Below are 16058 nucleotides of genomic sequence, written 5' to 3' on the forward strand. Positions count from 1 at the left end.
GGCCCCGGGATGACGGGCGGGGAGGGGCGGGTCACAGATCATCGGCCGCCATCCGCCCCCGCCCGCATCGACCGGCGCAGGCGCGCCATGCCGGCGAGCCAGCGCTCGGGATCCTCGGCGCGGCGGCGGGCGTATTCGGCCACCTGCGGGTGCGGCAGGATCAGGAAGCGCCCCAAGGCCAGCCCGTCGAGGGCGGCCTCGGCCACGACCTCCGGTGCCAGCACGCCGTCGCGCGACGCGGCGCTGGCTTGCCCCAGCATGGCGGTGTCGACGCCCTGCGGGCACAGGGCGGCGACCCGGATCCCGTCCTCGGCATGGGCGATGGCGAGATGCTCCAGGAAGGCGAGCGCCGCGTGCTTGGTGGCCGAGTAGGTGGCGCTGCCGATCTGGCTGAGCAGTCCCGCCGCCGAGACCGTGCCGAGGAACGCGCCCCCGCCCCGGACGCGCCAGAGCGGGACCAGCACCCGCGCCGCGTGGACATGGCCCATCACGTTCACCGCGAAGGCACGCGCCCAGCTCTCCGGGTCGGCGGAGGTGGCGAGAGCCGGATCGGGGTCGCGCTCCAGGATGCCGGCGTTGGAACAGTAGAGCGCGATCGGGCCGATCTCGGCCTCGATACGCGCCAGGACCGCACTGACCGCCTCCGCGTCGCCGACGTCGAGCGCGAAGGCCCGCCCGCCGAGTTCCGCCGCCACGGCCTCCGCCCCTTCTCCGTCCCGGTCGAGGGCAACGATCGTCGCGCCCCGGGCCTTGGCCGCGACCGCGAGCGCCCGGCCGATGCCCCGTGCGGCCCCGGTGACGGCGACGACGCGGCCGGCGAGCTCCATGCTCAGGCCCCCGCCCGCTCGGCGAAGCCCCAGGCCGCGGCGGCGAGCTTCGGCACGCGCGCCGCCATCGCGGAGGCGTGCTCGCTCGCGGCGTTGCCGGCCTTGGCGCGGGCGGCCACGCCCTGCAGGATGCCGACCAGCCGGAACAGGTTGTAGGCGAAGTACCAGTCGAGGTCGGGCAGGTTTTTCCGATCGGCCGCCCGGCAGTAGAGCGCCACCGCCTCGTCCCGGGTGGGGATGCCGAGTGCCGGCAGGTCGAGGCCGCCGAGGCCGCTGCGCCCGTCGGCCGGCAATTCCCACTGCATCAGCAGGTAGCTGAAATCCGCCAGCGGATCGCCGAGGGTCGACAGCTCCCAGTCGAGCACCGCGCTGACGCCGCCATCCCTGGAGAAGATCAGATTGTCGAGGCGGTAATCGCCGTGGACCACGCAGGCACCCTGCTGCTCCGGCACGGTCTTGGGCAGCCACGCGATCAGCCGCTCGACATCCTCCAGGCGCCCGTCCTCGGCGGCGCGGTACTGGCGGGTCCAGCGGTCGACCTGCCGGGAGAAGTAGTTGCCGGGGCGGCCGTAATCGGTGAGCCCCGCCGCCTCCGGGTCGATGGCGTGGAGGCGCGCCAGCGTGGCGATCATGCCCGCGTAGTGTCGATGTCGGGCATGGGGGTCGAGGCCCGGCAGGGCGCCGTCCCAGTGCACGGCGCCGTCGACCGCCTCCATCACGTAGAAGGCCGCGCCGATGACCTCCGGGTCCTCGCACAGCGCGAAGGGGCGCGGGACCGGAAAGCCCTCGCCGTAGAGGGCGCCGATCACCCGGAACTCACGGTCCACGGCATGGGCGGAGGGGAGGAGCGCGCCGAAGGGCTTTCGGCGCAGCACGTAGGCCTGGTCGGGCGTGTCGAGCCGGTAGGTCGGGTTCGACTGGCCGCCGCGGAACTGCTGCACGGTGAGCGGGCCGGCATAGCCGCGGACGTGGCCTTCCATCCAGGCGGCGAGCTTCGCCTCGCCGATCCGGTGGCGCGGCTCGACCGGCTTCACGCCGGAGAAGATTTCGGCGTCGCTCATGCCCGCTCCGCTTCCGGGGCTCCTGGCCGGGCATTGGTGTAGCGCCCGAATTCCAGCCGGGCGATCGAGCGATTGTGGACCTCGTCCGGCCCGTCGGCGAGCCGCAGGGTGCGGATATGGGCGTACATTTTCGCGAGCCCGAAATCCTCCGAGACGCCGGCCCCGCCATGGGCTTGGATGGCGTCGTCGATCACCTTGAGCGCCACCCGCGGCGCCGCGACCTTGATCATGGCGATCTCGAGCTTGGCGCCCTTGTTGCCGACCTTGTCCATCATGTCGGCGGCCTTCAGGCAGAGGAGGCGGGTCATCTCGATGTCGATCCGCGCCTCGGCGACCCGCTGCTCCCAGACCGACTGCTCGGAGATCCGCTTGCCGAAGGCGACGCGGGACACGAGGCGTCGCGCCATCGCCTCCAGCGCCACCTCGGCCGCCCCGATGGTGCGCATGCAGTGGTGGATGCGCCCGGGCCCGAGGCGGCCCTGCGCGATCTCGAATCCGCGCCCCTCGCCGAGGATCAGGTTCTCGGCCGGGACGCGCACGTTCTCCAGCACCACCTCGCCGTGTCCCTTGGGCGCGTCCTCGTAGCCGAAGACCGGGAGCAGGCGCTCCACCCGGACCCCCGGCGTATCCATGGGTACGAGGATCTGCGATTGCTGCCGGTGGCGGGGCGCCTCCGGGTCGGTCTTGCCCATCAGGATCGCGATCCGGCAGCGCGGGTCGCCGACGCCGGTCGACCACCATTTGCGGCCGTTGATGACATAGTGATCGCCGTCGCGTCGGATCGACGTGCTGATGTTGGTGGCGTCCGAGGAGGCGACCTCCGGCTCGGTCATCAGGAAGGCCGAGCGGATCTCCCCCGCCATCAGGGGCCTCAGCCACCGGTCCTTCTGGGCCGCGGTGCCGTAGCGGTGCAGCACCTCCATGTTGCCGGTGTCGGGGGCGGCGCAGTTGAACACCTCCGAGGCAATCCCGACCCGACCCATCTCTTCGGCGCAGAGGGCGTAATCGAGGTTGGTCAGGCCGGCGCCGCGATAATCGTCGGTGTCGTGCTCAGGCGAAGGCGGCAGGAACAGGTTCCACAGGCCCTCGGCTCGGGCCTTCTCCTTCAGCCGCTCCATGGTGGGCGAAGGATCGCGGCTCTCCGCACGCTCGGCTGCCACCGCGGCGGCAGCCGGCACGATCGCGTCGGCGATGAAGGCGCGGACGCGGGTGAGCCAGTGCGTCTGGGACTGGGAAGGGGTGAAGTCCACGGTGTCCGCTCCGCTCACATCCGTCGCTGCGGGCTTCTCTCCTCCCCCTTGCGGGGAGGCGTTGGAGGTGGGGGTGGCGCAGGATGGTGCGAAGCGGTGCCTCCTGCACCACCCCCACCCCTGGCCCCTCCCCACAAGCTCGAGCGATCCCGGGCAGGCCCGGGATCGCCAGGGGAGGGGAAATACCCCTCACAGATAGGCCGAGCCCATCTCGCTGGCGAAGCGTTGCGGCGGGCCTTCCCAGACGATCCGGGCCTGTTCCAGCACGTAGACCCGGTCGGCGTGGGGGAGCGCGAAGGTGACGTTCTGCTCGCCGAGGAGCACCGTGATCGGCGTGGTCTGCCGCAGCTTCTCCAGCGCCTTCGAAAGCAGCTCCAGGATCACCGGGGCGAGGCCCAAGGTCGGCTCATCGAGGATTAGCAGGCGCGGGCGCATCATCAGCGCCCGGGCGATGGTCAGCATCTGCTGCTCGCCGCCCGACAGGGTGCGGGCGGTCTGCGCCTCGCGGGCCTTGAGGATCGGGAACAGCTCGTAGAGCCACTCCCGCTGTTTGGCGCTCTCGGCCTTCGGGAAGTGCTGGCCGCCGAGGTCGAGATTCTCGCGCACGCTGAGGTCGCCGAACAGTTCGCGGGTCTCCGGCACCTGGACGATGCCGGCGCGCGCGATGGCGGCGGGCTTCATCCGGGAGAGATCCTGCCCGTTGAACCGGATCGTGCCGGTATGCGGCACGAGGCCCGAGATGGCGTTGAACAGGGTGGTCTTGCCGGCGCCGTTCAGGCCCACCACCGAGACGAACTCGCCCTCGTGGACGTGGATCGAGGCGCCGCGGAGCGCCTGCGCCTTGCCGTAGAGCACGTCGACGCCCTCGACGGTGAGCAGCGAATCCGGCTTGAACGCGGCTTCCGGCCGGGCCGCCGTCTCGATGCTGCCGCCGAGATAGACCCGGCGAACCGTCGGGTCGGCCATCACGGCCTCGGCCGAGCCCTCCGCGATGCGCTCGCCGAGATACATGGCGAACACCCGGTCCACGAGGGCCGAGACGCTCTTCACGTTGTGGTCGACGAGGAGCACGGCCTTGCCCTCGTCGCGAAACCCCCGGATCAGCTCGGAGAACGAGGCGACCTCGCCGCCCGTCAGGCCCGCGAAGGGCTCGCCGACCAGCACCACCCGGGGATCGCGGGCGATGGCCTTGGCGAGCTCCAGCCGGCGCAGGTCGGCGAAGGGCAGGGTGCCGGGGCGCCGATCGGCGACGGCGCCGAGGCCGACGCGCTCGGCGATTTCTTTCGCGCGCCGCGCCACGTGGGGGTCGGCGGCCAGCCGGATCAGGCTGTCGGGCAGGAGCGCGAGGCTGATATTCTCCAGCACGGTCTGCCGCTGGAGCGGCCGCGCGTGCTGGAACACGAGGCCGATCCCGGAGCGCGCCACCCGGTGGGCCGGCATCCCGCCGATCTCCTGGCCGTCCAGGCGGATCGAGCCGGCGCTCGGGCGCTCCAGCCCCATGATCAGCTTCATCACGGTGGACTTGCCCGAGCCGTTCGGGCCGATCAGGCCCAGGATCTCGCCGGGCCGCAGGTCGAGGTCGATGTTCTTGACGGCGACGAGGCCGCCGTAGCGCTTGGTCAGGCCACGGACGCTGAGGCAGGGCTCGGCCAGGACGGGCGACACGGCCGGCGGGGGCGCGACGGCGACGGTCATCGGGCTCTCCGGAGCGATCCGAGGCCGAGCAGCCCCGAGGGCACGAACAGGATCACGAGGAGCGCCACCGCCGAGACCACGAAGGTCGAGAGGGCGCCGAGCGGGCGCAGCAGCTCGCCCGCCGCGATCAGGAACACGGCGCCGAGCGCCGCGCCCACGATGGTGCGCCGGCCGCCGAGCACCGCCGCGATGATCACCTGCACGCCGACCGCCGTGTCGATCAGCGTGCCGACCGAGGCGGTGCCCATGTAGAAGACGACCAAACCGCCCGCGAGGCCCGAGAAGGCGGCACTCACCGCGAAGGCCGCGAGCTTGTGCTTGGCGACGTTGAAGCCGAGCGCCCCGGTCACCACCGGGTCCTGCCCGGCGGCCTGGAGGATCAGCCCCGCGGGCGAGCGGGCAATGGCCGTGAGGATCAGGCCGGAGACGGCCATGAAGCCCAAAGCCAGCCAGTAATTGGTGTCGGCGTCGATCGAGATGACGTCGGGCACGGTCAGGCCGATCTCGCCGCCGGTGAGGCCGGAGAAGACCACGATCATGTTCTGCAGGAGCAGCACCGCCACCAGGGTGATCAGGCCGAAATAGGGGCCGCGCACCTTCAGCGCCGGCAGTGCCAGGGCGAGGCCGCCGACCACGGCGAGCACGGTCCCGGCCGCGAGGCAGTAGGGGATCGGCAGTTCGTAGCGGTTGTTGAGGATGCCGGCGCCGTAGGCCCCGAGGCCGATCAGGAAGGTCGGGCCGAAATTCACCTCGCCGGCGAAGCCGAAGAGCAGGTCCCAGGCCATGGCGAACACGCCGAAATAGTAGGCGATGGTCAGGAGGCCGAGGATGTAGCCGGAGACATACCAGGGGAGGGTGGCGGCGGCCAGGACGGCGAGGACCGCGATCCAGAAGCCGGGGGTGGTGAGGAGCTTCATGATTGCTCGCTGCGGGCGGGACTTTCCCTCCCCCTCTGCGGGGGAGGCTGCCGGATTCACACGTCTGGGTCTGAGAGCAACGCCCTGAAAAAGGAGCGCTTTCCCCTCCCCCTGGCCGGGAGGGGGTAGGGGGTGGGGGTGGTGCAGAAGGCACCGCACCGCCCCATCCTGCACCACCCCCACCTCCGGCTCCTCCCCGCAAGGGGGAGGAGAGAGCCCCGCGACCAGCGATGCGTGAATACCCTCCCCCGCAGAGGGGGAGGGAGAGCCGCGGCTCGAAACAGCCTTGAAAACAACCATCACCGCCGCCCCAGCAGACCCTGCGGGCGCAGGTACATGACGGCCACCAGCAGGAGCAGAGCCGGGATCACCCGGTAGGCCGGCGAGATCAGGTAGGCGGTGGCGGTCTCCAGATACCCCACCACATAGGCGGCGATCAGCGAGCCGGTGACGCTGCCCAAGCCCCCCAGCACCACGATCGAGAAGGCGCTCGCGGTGAGCGGCCCCACGGAATACGACGAGACCCCCAGGAACATCCCGAGCAAGACCCCGGCGATGCCGGCGAGCAGGCCGTAGATCGCCCAGACCGCCACGTAGATCTTCGCCATGTCGTGCCCGAGCAGCGTCACGCCGCGCGGGTTCATCGAGGCCGCGAGCAGGACCTTGCCGGCCCGCGCCCGGTTCACGAACAGCCAGAGCAGCCCGATCACCACCCAGCAGATCAGCGCGGTGAACAGCTCGTTCTTCGGCGTGCGGACGCCCGCGATCTCGACCACGCCCTCGATGAGCGGCAGCACGGTCTTCGGGTTGTCGGTGAAGAAGTAGGCCACCAGCTCCTGGATCATGATGCCCCAGAGCAGCGTGCCGGTGAGGACGAAGATCTCCTTCTCCTCCCGCGGGATCGCGCGGCTGCGCTCGATCGGCGCCACGACGGCGAAGTAGGTCACCAGGGCGCCCGCGAGCCCGCACAGCACGCCGATCGCCGCGCCCGCGTAGGAGCCGAGCCCGAACAGGGCCGAGGCCGCCCAGGCCGCCACCGCGGCCATGACCATCAGGGCGCCGTGGGTCAGGTTGAGGACGCCCGAGACCCCGAAGATCAGGGTGAAGCCCATCGCGCCCAGCGCGTAGAGGGCCGAGATGGCGAAGCCATCGACGAGGATCTGGAGGCCGATCACCGCGCTCTCCCGCTCCGGCCTACTGGACCGCCGGCTTGACGGCGGGGGGCAGGATCATGGCCCCGTTGGCGGTCGCCGCCGGCCAGATCGCCACCTGCTTGCCGTTCTGCCATTGCCCCAGCACGCTGGTCATCAGGCCGGGCCCGTACTGGATCGAGTGGGTGAACGGCTCGTCCTTGCCGTAGAACTTGAGATGCCCGACCGTGCCGACGTAGTCGGTCTTCTCCAGGGCCTCGGCGAGCTTGTCGGCCTCCGTGGAGCCGGCCCGCTTGATCGCCTCCGCGGTGTAGTGGACGGCGTCGTACGCCATGTAGCCCGCGTAGGAGGGCGCGCCGCCGAAGCGCTTGGTGAAGGCGTCGGCGAACGGAATCGTCTTCTCGGTGAGCGCCACCCCCGGCAGCGCGACGCTGTCGAACAGCACGCCCTGCGTGCCGCCGTTGGTGTTGGCCCAGAAGGTCGAGGAGGTCGCCTCGCCGCTGATGCCCGTCATGGCGATCGGGACCTGCTGGTTCTGCCACTGCACGGTCGGCTGCACGCCGACATGGGCGATGCCGGTGACGATCAGGTCGGGCTTGGCCGCCTCGATCTTGTTGTAGATCGGCGTGAAGTCGCCCGTGTCTGGCGAGAAGCGGACATGCTCGACCACCTTGAGCCCGGATTTCGGCAGGCATTCCTGGTAGGCGGCGTCCAGCGGCCGGGTCCAGGCCGCATCCTCGCTCATGATCGCGGCGGTCTTGGCCTTGAGCTTCTCGACCAGCACCTCCTTGGCCGAGTCGCAGACCGCCTGCGCCAGGGCGTGCGAGGTCAGGTAGCCGTGGAAGGTGTACTTGTTGCGCGCGTAGTCCTTGTGGACCGCGACGCTGATCTCGTTCGAGGCCGCGCCGGGCGTGATCATCGGCGTCTTGAGCCGGGCCGCCCAGGGCATCAGCGCCAGCACCACCTCCGAGATGTAGCTGGCGATGACGAAGTTGACCTTGTCCTCAGAGACCGCCCGCTGGAAGGCGCGGACCGCGTCGGAGGCGGAGGACTTGTCGTCGTAGGTGACGACCTGGATCTGGCGCCCGTCGATGCCGCCCTTGGCGTTGATCTCGTCGGCGGCGAGCTGCACCGCCTGCGGGATCGAGGCCCCGGCCACGGATTGCGCCTCGGCGATCACCCCGATCTTGATCGGGTCGGCGGCGTGCGCAGGCCCCGCCAGCATTGAGCCCGCGGCCAGCAGCGCGGGCAGCATGCGCCGGATCTGAACGCGCCGGGGAACGGCGCGCGCGGGCTCGGACATCAGCGTTTCCTCTGGTCGTGCCCGCATTCTTTATTCGCAGGCTTGGCGACGACTGTATCCGGCGCCTGCCGGATCACAAGGGGTCGGCGGCGCGGGGCGGGTGACGTTTCCGGCCAGTCGTTGGCTGCGCATGGCCGCGCCCGGAACGTTGCGCCCCGACAACACGCGCTCCGATTCCAGCGGCGCCGGATGCCTGCCGTCGCGCGCGGCGCGCGCGGGTCCGCCGGAGTCCAGCTTCGGCACAGCGCGATGGTGTCGCGTCCCCTCCCGACCGAGCCCGGACGCAGGTGCGCCGTGCAGCATCGGATCGGGGGGACGCCATGCGCACACGAATGACCGCCGCGATTCTAACGGTGGGCGCCCTGCTGCTGGGCGCGACGGGCCAAGCCCGCGCCGCCGCCGTGACTCAGCCAGGAGAGCAGGTCGGCCTTGCACCGGGCTTGCCGCTGCCAGAGGGCTTCTATGCCTTCGACACGTTCAGCTGGGGACGGGCCAACCGCCGCGACGCCGCCGAGGTCGGGGTCAACATCCCGTTCCTGATCTATGCGTCGCCGCTCAAGGTCTTCGGAGCGCGGATCGAGCCGGTGGTGGCGGTCCCGTCGGTGTTCATCGACACCCACGCCCCGGCCCCGGTCCCCAACAAGACCGTGAGCACCTTCTACACGCCATTCCTGGGCAACATCTTCGCCTGGAACCTCGGCGGCGGCTTCGGCGTGTCGTACATCGCGGGCGCCTACCTGCCCTACGGCGACCGCGGGTCGCTGGGTCTGGGGCTCCGGGGCACGCCTCTGATCCCGGCGGCCGCTTCCGGGACGCTCAGCCAGCGCGTCGCCGCCACCTATGTGGGCGACGGCAGCCTCAACCTCTCGGCGGTCCTCACCTACAACCGGCCGTTCGACGCGCATGGACGATTCGGCGGCCCGGTCGGGGCGGCGATCGGCCCGCTGCCGCTGGCGGACCAGATCAACCTCGACCTGACCGCCACCAGGAAGTTCGGGCATCTTGAGATCGGGGCCGTGGCGTACGGCTACACGGACCTGCCGGTGAACCGCCGCGACCGGCTGTTCGGCCGGTTCCAGCGGGACGGTTCCATCGCCGCCGGCGGGCTGGTGGGCTACGATTTCGGGCGCGTCATCCTGCAGACCTTCGTCACCCGCGAGATCGTGGCTCGCGACACCATCGATCCTGCGGGGCACCGTCAGCACAAGGAGGAGACCCGGGGCTGGTTTCGGGTGATCGTTCCCTTCCCGACGGCGGTCGCGGCAGCGCCCGAGCTGCTGATCCGCAAGAACTGAGGCGCGCGGCGGGTTTCACGTGGGCCGCCCTGTCCGCCCCCGGGCTTCCGGACCCGGTGCGGCCGGCCTAGGCTTCGGGAGATCCCGCGCCGAGCGGACCGGACGGCCTCGAAGAAGGGTGCAGACAGGTGAGGAACGCACGCGCGGCCGTGCCCGGGAGGCTCCCGGGCCGCGGCCTCCGGCCACGCCGGGATTTGCATCGGTGAGCCTGCGCTGGAGCCGGCGGCCCGAGGGCTCGACCTGGGGGATTTCGGCCCCGACGACGAGCGCGGGCGCCTCAACCTGCTCACCCCCGAGAAGGTGCTGCAGGGCATCGCCGAGGTGCGCGAAGGGCTCACCTTCTGTCTCAGCCTGCCCCTCGATCTTCCGGGCGGCAACGTCCTGAACCCGCGCCGCCACCCGCCGCAGATCACCCCGACCCGCCGCGCCAACGGCCGGCCGAACATGAACTTCCCGGTCTGCGAGGAGGTCGACGGCGCCACCGACGTGATCTGCGACGACCGTGCGCTGATCCACCTGCAATACTCGACGCAGTGGGATTCGCTCGCCCATGTCGGGTCGCTCTTCGACGCGGACGGCACAGGAGCGGCGCCGACCTTCTACAACGGCTTCCGCGGCGGCCGCGACATCGTCGGGCCGAGCACGCCGGAAGCCGCCGACCAGCCGTCCCGGGCGAAAAGGCTCGGAATCGAGCGCCTGGCCGAGACCGGCATGCAGGGCCGGGCGGTGATGATCGACCTGCGTGCCCATCTCGGCGATGCCAAAGCCAAAGTCGGCTACGACCAGCTCGCCCGGATCCTGGAGGCCGACGGGGTCGTGATCGAGCCCGGCGACATGGTCTGCCTGCACACGGGCTTCGCCGAGCGGCTGATCGGCATGGGCGGTGATCCGGACCCGAAGCTCGTCCGCAACCTCTGCGCCGGGCTCGACGGCCGGGACCCGCGCCTGCTCGACTGGATCACCCGCACGGGCCTGTGCGCGCTGATCGCCGACAATTACGCCGTGGAATCCTACCCGGCCGGGCCGGGACCCGCCTGCTGCGCGACGCTGCCGCTCCACGAGCACTGCCTGTTTAAGCTCGGGGTCAATCTCGGGGAGCTGTGGCACCTGACGCCGCTGGCCGAGTGGCTGCGCGCGAACGGCCGCAACCGCTTCCTGCTCACCGCCCCGCCGCTCCGCCTGCCCGGGGCGGTCGGCTCGCCGACGACGCCGATCGCCACGGTGTGAGGGGAGGGGGAACATGACCGAGATCGCGATCATCGGCGGCGGCCTGATGGGGCACGGCATCGCCCTGGTGCTGGCGCTCCACGGGCACGCGGTGCGGATCACCGACACGTCGACTGAGACCCGCGCCCGCGTGCCCGGCCTCATGGAATCGGCGCTCGCGACCCTGCGGGAAGCCGGAGCCGCCCCGGAGGGCTGGGATGCCGAAAGGCTCGGGCAGGCCGTCCGGGTCGAGGCGGATCTGGACAAAACGGTCGCCGGCGCCGGCCTCGTCATCGAGGCGATCACCGAGAACCCGGACGCCAAGCGCGCGCTCTTCTCCGAGCTCGACCGGCTCTGCCCTGCCGAGACGATCCTCGCCAGCAACACCAGCTACCTCGACGTCTTCCCGCTGATTCCCGAAGCGCGGCAGGCGCGGGCGCTGATCCTGCACTGGTACACGCCGCCCTACATCGCCGACCTCGCCGACGTGGTGCCCGGCCCCGGCACGGACCCCGCGGTGGTCGCCGCGATGGCGGATCTCGTGCGCGGCCTTGGTCAGGTGCCGATCGTGCTGAAGCGGTTCATCCCCGGCTACGTCGCCAACCGGATCCAGCAGGCGATCAGCGCCGAGGTGTTCCGGCTCCTCGACGAGGGCGTCGCCGCGCCCCGGGACATCGACGACGCGATCATCCACGGGCTCTCCTTACGCATCCCGATCCTCGGCCACCTCGCCAAGGCGGACTTCACCGGCCTGGAGCTGACGCAGCGGGCGCTGGCCAATGGAAGCTACGCGCCGCCGCCCCCGCGCACGCGCTCCGAGACCCTCGACGCCCTCTGCGCCGAAGGCCGGATCGGGGTGATGGCGGGCAAGGGCTATTTCGACTGGGGCGGTCGCCCGCCCGAAGAGCTGTTCCGCGAGCGCGACCGCAAGCTCCTGGCTTTGAAGGCGGCCATGGCCGGGATCGGCCGGATGGAGGGCACATGATCGGGGCGGACCTGTCGGGACGGCGCGTCCTCGTCACCGGAGCCTCGTCGGGCATCGGGCTCGCGACGGTGGAGATGTTTGCGCGCAACGGCGCCACAGTCGCGCTGAACCATCTGCCCGACGATCCCCGCGGCCCCGCCGAGGCCGAGCGGCTCGCCGGGGACGGTCTTTCGGTGATCGCCCTGCCCGGAGACGTGTCGGCCGCCGGCGCCGCCGAGGCCATGGTGGCGGCCGGCATTGAGCGGCTCGGCGGGCTCGACGTGCTCGTCAACAATGCGGGCACCTCGGGCACGACCACGCCCATCGCCTTCGAGGATCTCGACGCGATGAGCGAGGATTTCTGGGCCACGATCCTGGCGACCAACCTGCTCGGGCCGTTCCGCTGCGCCCGGGCCGCGGCCGCAACCCTCAAGGCGAGCCGCGGCGCCATCGTCAACACCGCCTCGGTGGCCGGGCTCGGGCGGCGGGGCTCGTCGGTGGCCTACTCGGCCAGCAAGGCCGGGCTGATCAACCTGACCCGCAGCCTCGCCCGGGCCCTGGCGCCGGACGTGCGCGTCAACGCGGTGGCGCCGGGCCTCGTCGCCACCCCCTGGACCGAACCCTGGTCGGAGGAGCGCAAGGCCTCGACCGTGGGGCGCACCATGCTCGGCCGCATGGCCCGCCCGGAGGACATCGCCGAGACCATTTTCTTCCTCGCGGCGGGGGCGGCCTACATCACGGGCGAGACGATCACGGTCGACGGCGGAGCGATCTGACGCTCGGGGAGCACACACATGTCGAGCACCACCGTCATCACCTGCGCCCTCACGGGCTCCTTCGACACGCCGAAGAAGAACCCGGCCGTGCCGGTGAGCCCGAAGGCCATCGCCGAATCGGCGCTCGAGGCCGCCGCCGCCGGGGCCGCGGTGGTCCACATCCATGTCCGCGACCCCGAGACCGCCGCGCCCAGCATGGAGCTCGCCCATTACCGCGAGGTGGTGGAGCGGATCCGCGAGAGGAACGACGCCGTGATCCTCAACCTGACCACGGGGGCAGGGGGCCGGTTCGTGCCGGGCGACCCCGACCCGTCGGTCGCCGGCCCGGGCACGACCTTCGTGGGACCGGAGGCCCGCACCCGGCATGTCGGCGCGCTGCGGCCGGAGATCTGCACCCTCGACATCGCCACGATGAATTTCGGCGAGCACCTGTTCCTCAACACCCCCGGCCATCTGCGGGCGATGGCGGGTCACATCCGCAACGCGGGTGTGAAGCCGGAGATCGAGGTGTTCGACCTCGGCCAGATCGAGCTGGCCCGGCACCTGATCGCCGAGGGGCATCTGGCGCGCCCGCCGCTGTTCCAGATCTGCCTCGGCATCCCGTGGGGCGCCCCGGCGACCCCGGAGGCGCTGGTGGCGATGCGCGCGCGGCTGCCGGAGGACGCGATCTGGTCGGCCTTCGGCATCGGCCGGGAGGAGTTCCCGATCCTCGCGGTGGCGGCCGGGATGGGCGGCAACGTCCGGGTCGGCCTGGAGGACAACCTGTACCTGTCCCGGGGCCGGCTCACGCCGAGCAACGCCGCGCTGGTGGAGAAGGCCGTCAGCCTGCTGGCCCACATCGACCGCGAGCCGGCCACGCCCGATCAGGCGCGGGCGATTTTTGGATTGGCGCCGCTTGGGTGATGACCCGCGCCCCCTCTGCGGGCTAGCAGATCCATACTTCTCTGCCGGACGCCAAGGGCTTGAAAATCAAGCGCGTTTCCCCTCCCCCTTGTGGGGAGGGGCAAGGGGTGGGGGTGGTGCAGAAGGGACCGCCAGGCTCGATCCTGAGCCACCCCCACCTCCAACCCCTCCCCGCAAGGGGGAGGAGAGAGCGCCTCGGCCAGCGATGTGTGAACATCGTAGCTCTGCGAGGGAGGGAGGAGCCGTAGCGCTTACGGATTAGTGACATCCTCACCCGCGCCGGTATCAGCCGCTAACGCCCACGGATACTCTGTCTTCGAAGGCCGCGAGCGCCGATCAACGGCGCCGCATCCAACAAAAAACAGGGAGAGAGACATGACGCTCCGCCACCTCGCCGCGCGGCTGCTCGGAAGTCTGTGCGCGCTCGGCGCCGGCGCGGCGCTCGCGGCCGACCTCGTACCGGTGAAGATCGGCGTGCTGAACGACCGCTCCGGCGTCTACTTCGATTCCACCGGCGAGGGCTCGGTGGTCGCCGCCCGCATGGCGGTCGAGGATTTCAAGCCGGAGGCGCACGGGCTGAAGGTCGAGGTCGTCGCCGCCGACCACCAGAACAAGCCCGATGTCGGCGCTTCCATCACCCGGCAATGGTACGACCGCGACGGCGTCGACGCGGTGTTCGACGTCCCCACCTCCTCGGTGGCGCTCGCCATCGCGCAGATCACCAAGGAGAAGAACAAGGCCTTCATCAACTCGGGCGGCGGCACCGCCGACCTGACCGGCCCGGCCTGCACGCCCAACACCGTGCACTGGACCTACGACACCGCGGCGCTGGCCAATGGCACCGGCAAGGCCATCCTCAAGCGCGGCGGCAAGTCTTGGTACTTTATCACCGCCGACTACGCCTTCGGCCTCGCCCTGGAGCGCGACACCAAGGCGGTGGTGGAGAAGAACGGCGGCAAGGTCGTCGGCGGCGTGCGCACGCCGTTCCCGAACCCGGACTTCTCCTCGTTCCTCCTCCAGGCCCAGGCCTCGGGCGCGCAGGTGATCGGGCTCGCCGATGCCGGGTTGGATGCCGCCAACGCCATCAAGCAGGCGCACGAATTCGGCATCCGCCAGGGCGGCCAGACCCTCGCCGCCCTGCTGATCGCCATCACCGACATCCACTCGCTGGGCCTGGACGTGGCGCAGGGCCTCGCCTTCACCGCCTCGTTCTACTGGGACCTCAATGACGGCACCCGCGCCTTCGCGGAGCGGTTCGAGAAGCGGATGCCCGGCAAGAAGCCGACCTCCTACCAGGCGGGCGTCTACGCCAGCACGCTGCACTACCTGAAGGCGGTGGAAGCCCTGCACTCGGCCAAGGACGGCGCCGCGGTCGTTGCCAAGATGAAGGAGCTGCCGACCGACGACCCCCTGTTCGGCAAGGGCACGATCCGGCCGGACGGGCGCAAGATCCACCCGATGTACCTGTTCGAGGCCAAGGCGCCGTCCGAGTCGAAGGGCGAGTGGGACCTCTACAAGGTGCTGGAGACGATCCCGGCCGAGCAGGCCTTCCGGCCGATGAGCGAGGGCGGCTGCCCGATGCTGGCGCAGCAGACGGCGAAGTAGGAGCCGTCATCCCGGGGCCGCGCAGCGGAGCCCGGGATCCAGACGCGCCGACGCGCCAATGCTTTGCTCCGTCGGTGGTTCTGGATTGCCCGCCTCCGGCGTGCCCCTCCGGGTCCGGGCTCGCCTGCGGCGCCCCGGAATGACGTGTGGGAGGACAGGTCGTCGAGCGGCACGCGTCGCTCACGCCGCCCCGATCCGATCCAGCGCCGCCATCGCCTCATCCGGGAGCGCGAGCGCGGCGGCCGCGAGGTTCTCGCGCAGGTGGCCGAGGGACGACGTTCCCGGGATCAGCAGGATGTTGGGCGACCGGCGGAGCAGCCACGCGAGCGCCACCTGCATCGGCGTCGCGCCGAGACCGGCCGCCACCGCCGACAGGGTGCCCGATTGCAGCGGGCTGAACCCGCCGAGCGGGAAGAACGGCACGTAGGCGGTGCCGGCCGCCGCCAGATCGTCGATGAACGCGTCGTCGCCCCGGTGCGCGAGGTTGTACTGGTTCTGCACGCAGACGATGTCGGTGATCCGGCGCCCGTCGGCGACCTGACGGGGCGTGGCGTTGCTCAAGCCGATCCGGCGGATCAGACCCTTCCGCTGCAGCTCCGCCAGCACCGTCAGCGGCGCCTCGATCGAGCCCTCGGCGGGGCCGTGGACGTCGAACATCAGGCGCAGGTTGACCACGTCGAGGGCGTCGACGCCGAGGTTGCGCAGGTTGTCGTGGATCGCCTGGGTGAGGTCGTCGGCCGAGAAGGCCGGGTTCCACGACGCGTCGGCCCCACGCACGGCACCGACCTTGGTGACGATCACGAGCCCGTCCGGGTAGGGGTGCAGCGCCTCGCGGATGATCTGGTTGGTGACGTGCGGCCCGTAGAAGTCGCTGGTGTCGATGTGATCGACGCCCGCCGACACGGCCGCGCGCAGCACCGCGACCGCTTCGGCGCGGTCCTTGGGCGGCCCGAACACGCCGGGCCCGGCGAGCTGCATGGCCCCGTAGCCGAGCCGCTTCACGGTGCGGTCGCCGAGTCGGAAGGTCCCGGCCTGCGCGATGTCGGTCATGACGTATCTCCTGTGGCGCCCCGGATGTAGACGCCCGGTTTTGCGCCGATAAGCC

The 16058-nt window shown here is 71.0% G+C and carries 13 protein-coding genes and 1 pseudogene; 6 read left to right on the top strand and 8 right to left on the bottom strand.

All coding sequences use genetic code 11. The annotated features are described in order from the left end of the window. Nucleotides 1-38: 38 nt before the first annotated feature. From M6G65_RS04675 to M6G65_RS04705, 7 genes are all read right to left on the bottom strand, one after another. On the bottom strand, nt 39-827 hold the full coding sequence (locus tag M6G65_RS04675; RefSeq protein WP_238197436.1) for an SDR family NAD(P)-dependent oxidoreductase: 789 nt from the start codon (nt 825-827) through the stop codon (nt 39-41). 2 nt (nt 828-829) lie between these two features. Continuing rightward, a complete protein-coding gene (locus M6G65_RS04680; protein WP_250103624.1) occupies nt 830-1888 on the bottom strand; it encodes a phosphotransferase family protein in 1059 nt (352 codons plus the stop codon). After that, nucleotides 1885-3138, bottom strand: coding sequence for an acyl-CoA dehydrogenase family protein (locus tag M6G65_RS04685; protein ID WP_238197438.1), 1254 nt, complete (start codon nt 3136-3138; stop codon nt 1885-1887). Before M6G65_RS04685 ends, M6G65_RS04680 begins: the two co-directional genes overlap by 4 nt. A gap of 189 nt (nt 3139-3327) precedes the next feature. Next, nucleotides 3328-4833 carry an ATP-binding cassette domain-containing protein gene (locus M6G65_RS04690; RefSeq protein ID WP_250103625.1) on the bottom strand — a complete coding sequence of 502 codons (1506 nt, stop codon included), beginning with the start codon at nt 4831-4833 and terminating at the stop codon, nt 3328-3330. Continuing rightward, a complete protein-coding gene (locus M6G65_RS04695; RefSeq protein ID WP_238197440.1) occupies nt 4830-5750 on the bottom strand; it encodes a branched-chain amino acid ABC transporter permease in 921 nt (306 codons plus the stop codon). The genes M6G65_RS04690 and M6G65_RS04695 overlap by 4 nt, the downstream gene beginning before the upstream one ends. A gap of 299 nt (nt 5751-6049) precedes the next feature. Continuing rightward, the gene (locus tag M6G65_RS04700) at nt 6050-6925 is read right to left on the bottom strand and encodes a branched-chain amino acid ABC transporter permease (protein WP_043386828.1); all 876 of its coding nucleotides are present in this window, start codon (nt 6923-6925) and stop codon (nt 6050-6052) included. Nucleotides 6926-6944: 19 nt separating this feature from the next. Continuing rightward, nucleotides 6945-8204: an ABC transporter substrate-binding protein gene (locus M6G65_RS04705; RefSeq protein WP_430929546.1), complete on the bottom strand. Its 1260-nt coding sequence runs from the start codon at nt 8202-8204 to the stop codon at nt 6945-6947. A 320-nt stretch (nt 8205-8524) separates the two neighbouring features. On the opposite strand from M6G65_RS04705, the gene M6G65_RS04710 reads away from it, so the two are divergent. The 6 genes and pseudogenes from M6G65_RS04710 (at nt 8525) to M6G65_RS04735 (ending at nt 14953) form a co-directional block, all read left to right on the top strand. After that, nucleotides 8525-9499 (top strand): transporter, encoded by a 975-nt coding sequence (locus tag M6G65_RS04710; protein ID WP_238197441.1) that lies wholly within the window; start codon nt 8525-8527, stop codon nt 9497-9499. A gap of 202 nt (nt 9500-9701) precedes the next feature. Further along, nucleotides 9702-10726: pseudogene (locus tag M6G65_RS04715) on the top strand (cyclase family protein). Nucleotides 10727-10739: 13 nt separating this feature from the next. Next, nucleotides 10740-11690, top strand: a complete 951-nt coding sequence (locus tag M6G65_RS04720; protein ID WP_250103626.1) for a 3-hydroxyacyl-CoA dehydrogenase family protein — start codon at nt 10740-10742, stop codon at nt 11688-11690. Beyond that, complete coding sequence (locus M6G65_RS04725) at nt 11687-12445, top strand: SDR family NAD(P)-dependent oxidoreductase (protein WP_238197444.1); 759 nt, start codon at nt 11687-11689, stop codon at nt 12443-12445. Before M6G65_RS04720 ends, M6G65_RS04725 begins: the two co-directional genes overlap by 4 nt. 18 nt (nt 12446-12463) lie before the next feature. Further along, the gene (locus M6G65_RS04730) at nt 12464-13348 is read left to right on the top strand and encodes a beta-keto acid cleavage family enzyme (protein WP_238197445.1); all 885 of its coding nucleotides are present in this window, start codon (nt 12464-12466) and stop codon (nt 13346-13348) included. A 375-nt stretch (nt 13349-13723) separates the two neighbouring features. After that, complete coding sequence (locus M6G65_RS04735; RefSeq protein WP_238197446.1) at nt 13724-14953, top strand: ABC transporter substrate-binding protein; 1230 nt, start codon at nt 13724-13726, stop codon at nt 14951-14953. Nucleotides 14954-15133: 180 nt separating this feature from the next. Here the strand turns inward: M6G65_RS04735 and M6G65_RS04740 are convergent, their stop codons facing one another. Continuing rightward, entirely contained in the window at nt 15134-16003 is an 870-nt protein-coding gene (locus M6G65_RS04740; protein WP_250103627.1) for an aldo/keto reductase family oxidoreductase, read from the bottom strand. Nucleotides 16004-16058: the final 55 nt, after the last annotated feature.

This window comes from Methylobacterium tardum (genome assembly GCF_023546765.1).
Lineage (GTDB): Bacteria > Pseudomonadota > Alphaproteobacteria > Rhizobiales > Beijerinckiaceae > Methylobacterium > Methylobacterium tardum.

Coding starts and splice junctions, on each gene's coding strand:
- M6G65_RS04725 (WP_238197444.1), top strand. CDS start 11,687: ATGATCGGGGCGGACCTGTCGGGACGGCGCGTCCTCGTCACCGGAGCC.
- M6G65_RS04735 (WP_238197446.1), top strand. CDS start 13,724: ATGACGCTCCGCCACCTCGCCGCGCGGCTGCTCGGAAGTCTGTGCGCG.
- M6G65_RS04710 (WP_238197441.1), top strand. CDS start 8,525: ATGCGCACACGAATGACCGCCGCGATTCTAACGGTGGGCGCCCTGCTG.
- M6G65_RS04695 (WP_238197440.1), bottom strand. CDS start 5,750: ATGAAGCTCCTCACCACCCCCGGCTTCTGGATCGCGGTCCTCGCCGTC.
- M6G65_RS04740 (WP_250103627.1), bottom strand. CDS start 16,003: ATGACCGACATCGCGCAGGCCGGGACCTTCCGACTCGGCGACCGCACC.
- M6G65_RS04705 (WP_430929546.1), bottom strand. CDS start 8,204: ATGTCCGAGCCCGCGCGCGCCGTTCCCCGGCGCGTTCAGATCCGGCGC.
- M6G65_RS04675 (WP_238197436.1), bottom strand. CDS start 827: ATGGAGCTCGCCGGCCGCGTCGTCGCCGTCACCGGGGCCGCACGGGGC.
- M6G65_RS04730 (WP_238197445.1), top strand. CDS start 12,464: ATGTCGAGCACCACCGTCATCACCTGCGCCCTCACGGGCTCCTTCGAC.
- M6G65_RS04720 (WP_250103626.1), top strand. CDS start 10,740: ATGACCGAGATCGCGATCATCGGCGGCGGCCTGATGGGGCACGGCATC.
- M6G65_RS04680 (WP_250103624.1), bottom strand. CDS start 1,888: ATGAGCGACGCCGAAATCTTCTCCGGCGTGAAGCCGGTCGAGCCGCGC.
- M6G65_RS04690 (WP_250103625.1), bottom strand. CDS start 4,833: ATGACCGTCGCCGTCGCGCCCCCGCCGGCCGTGTCGCCCGTCCTGGCC.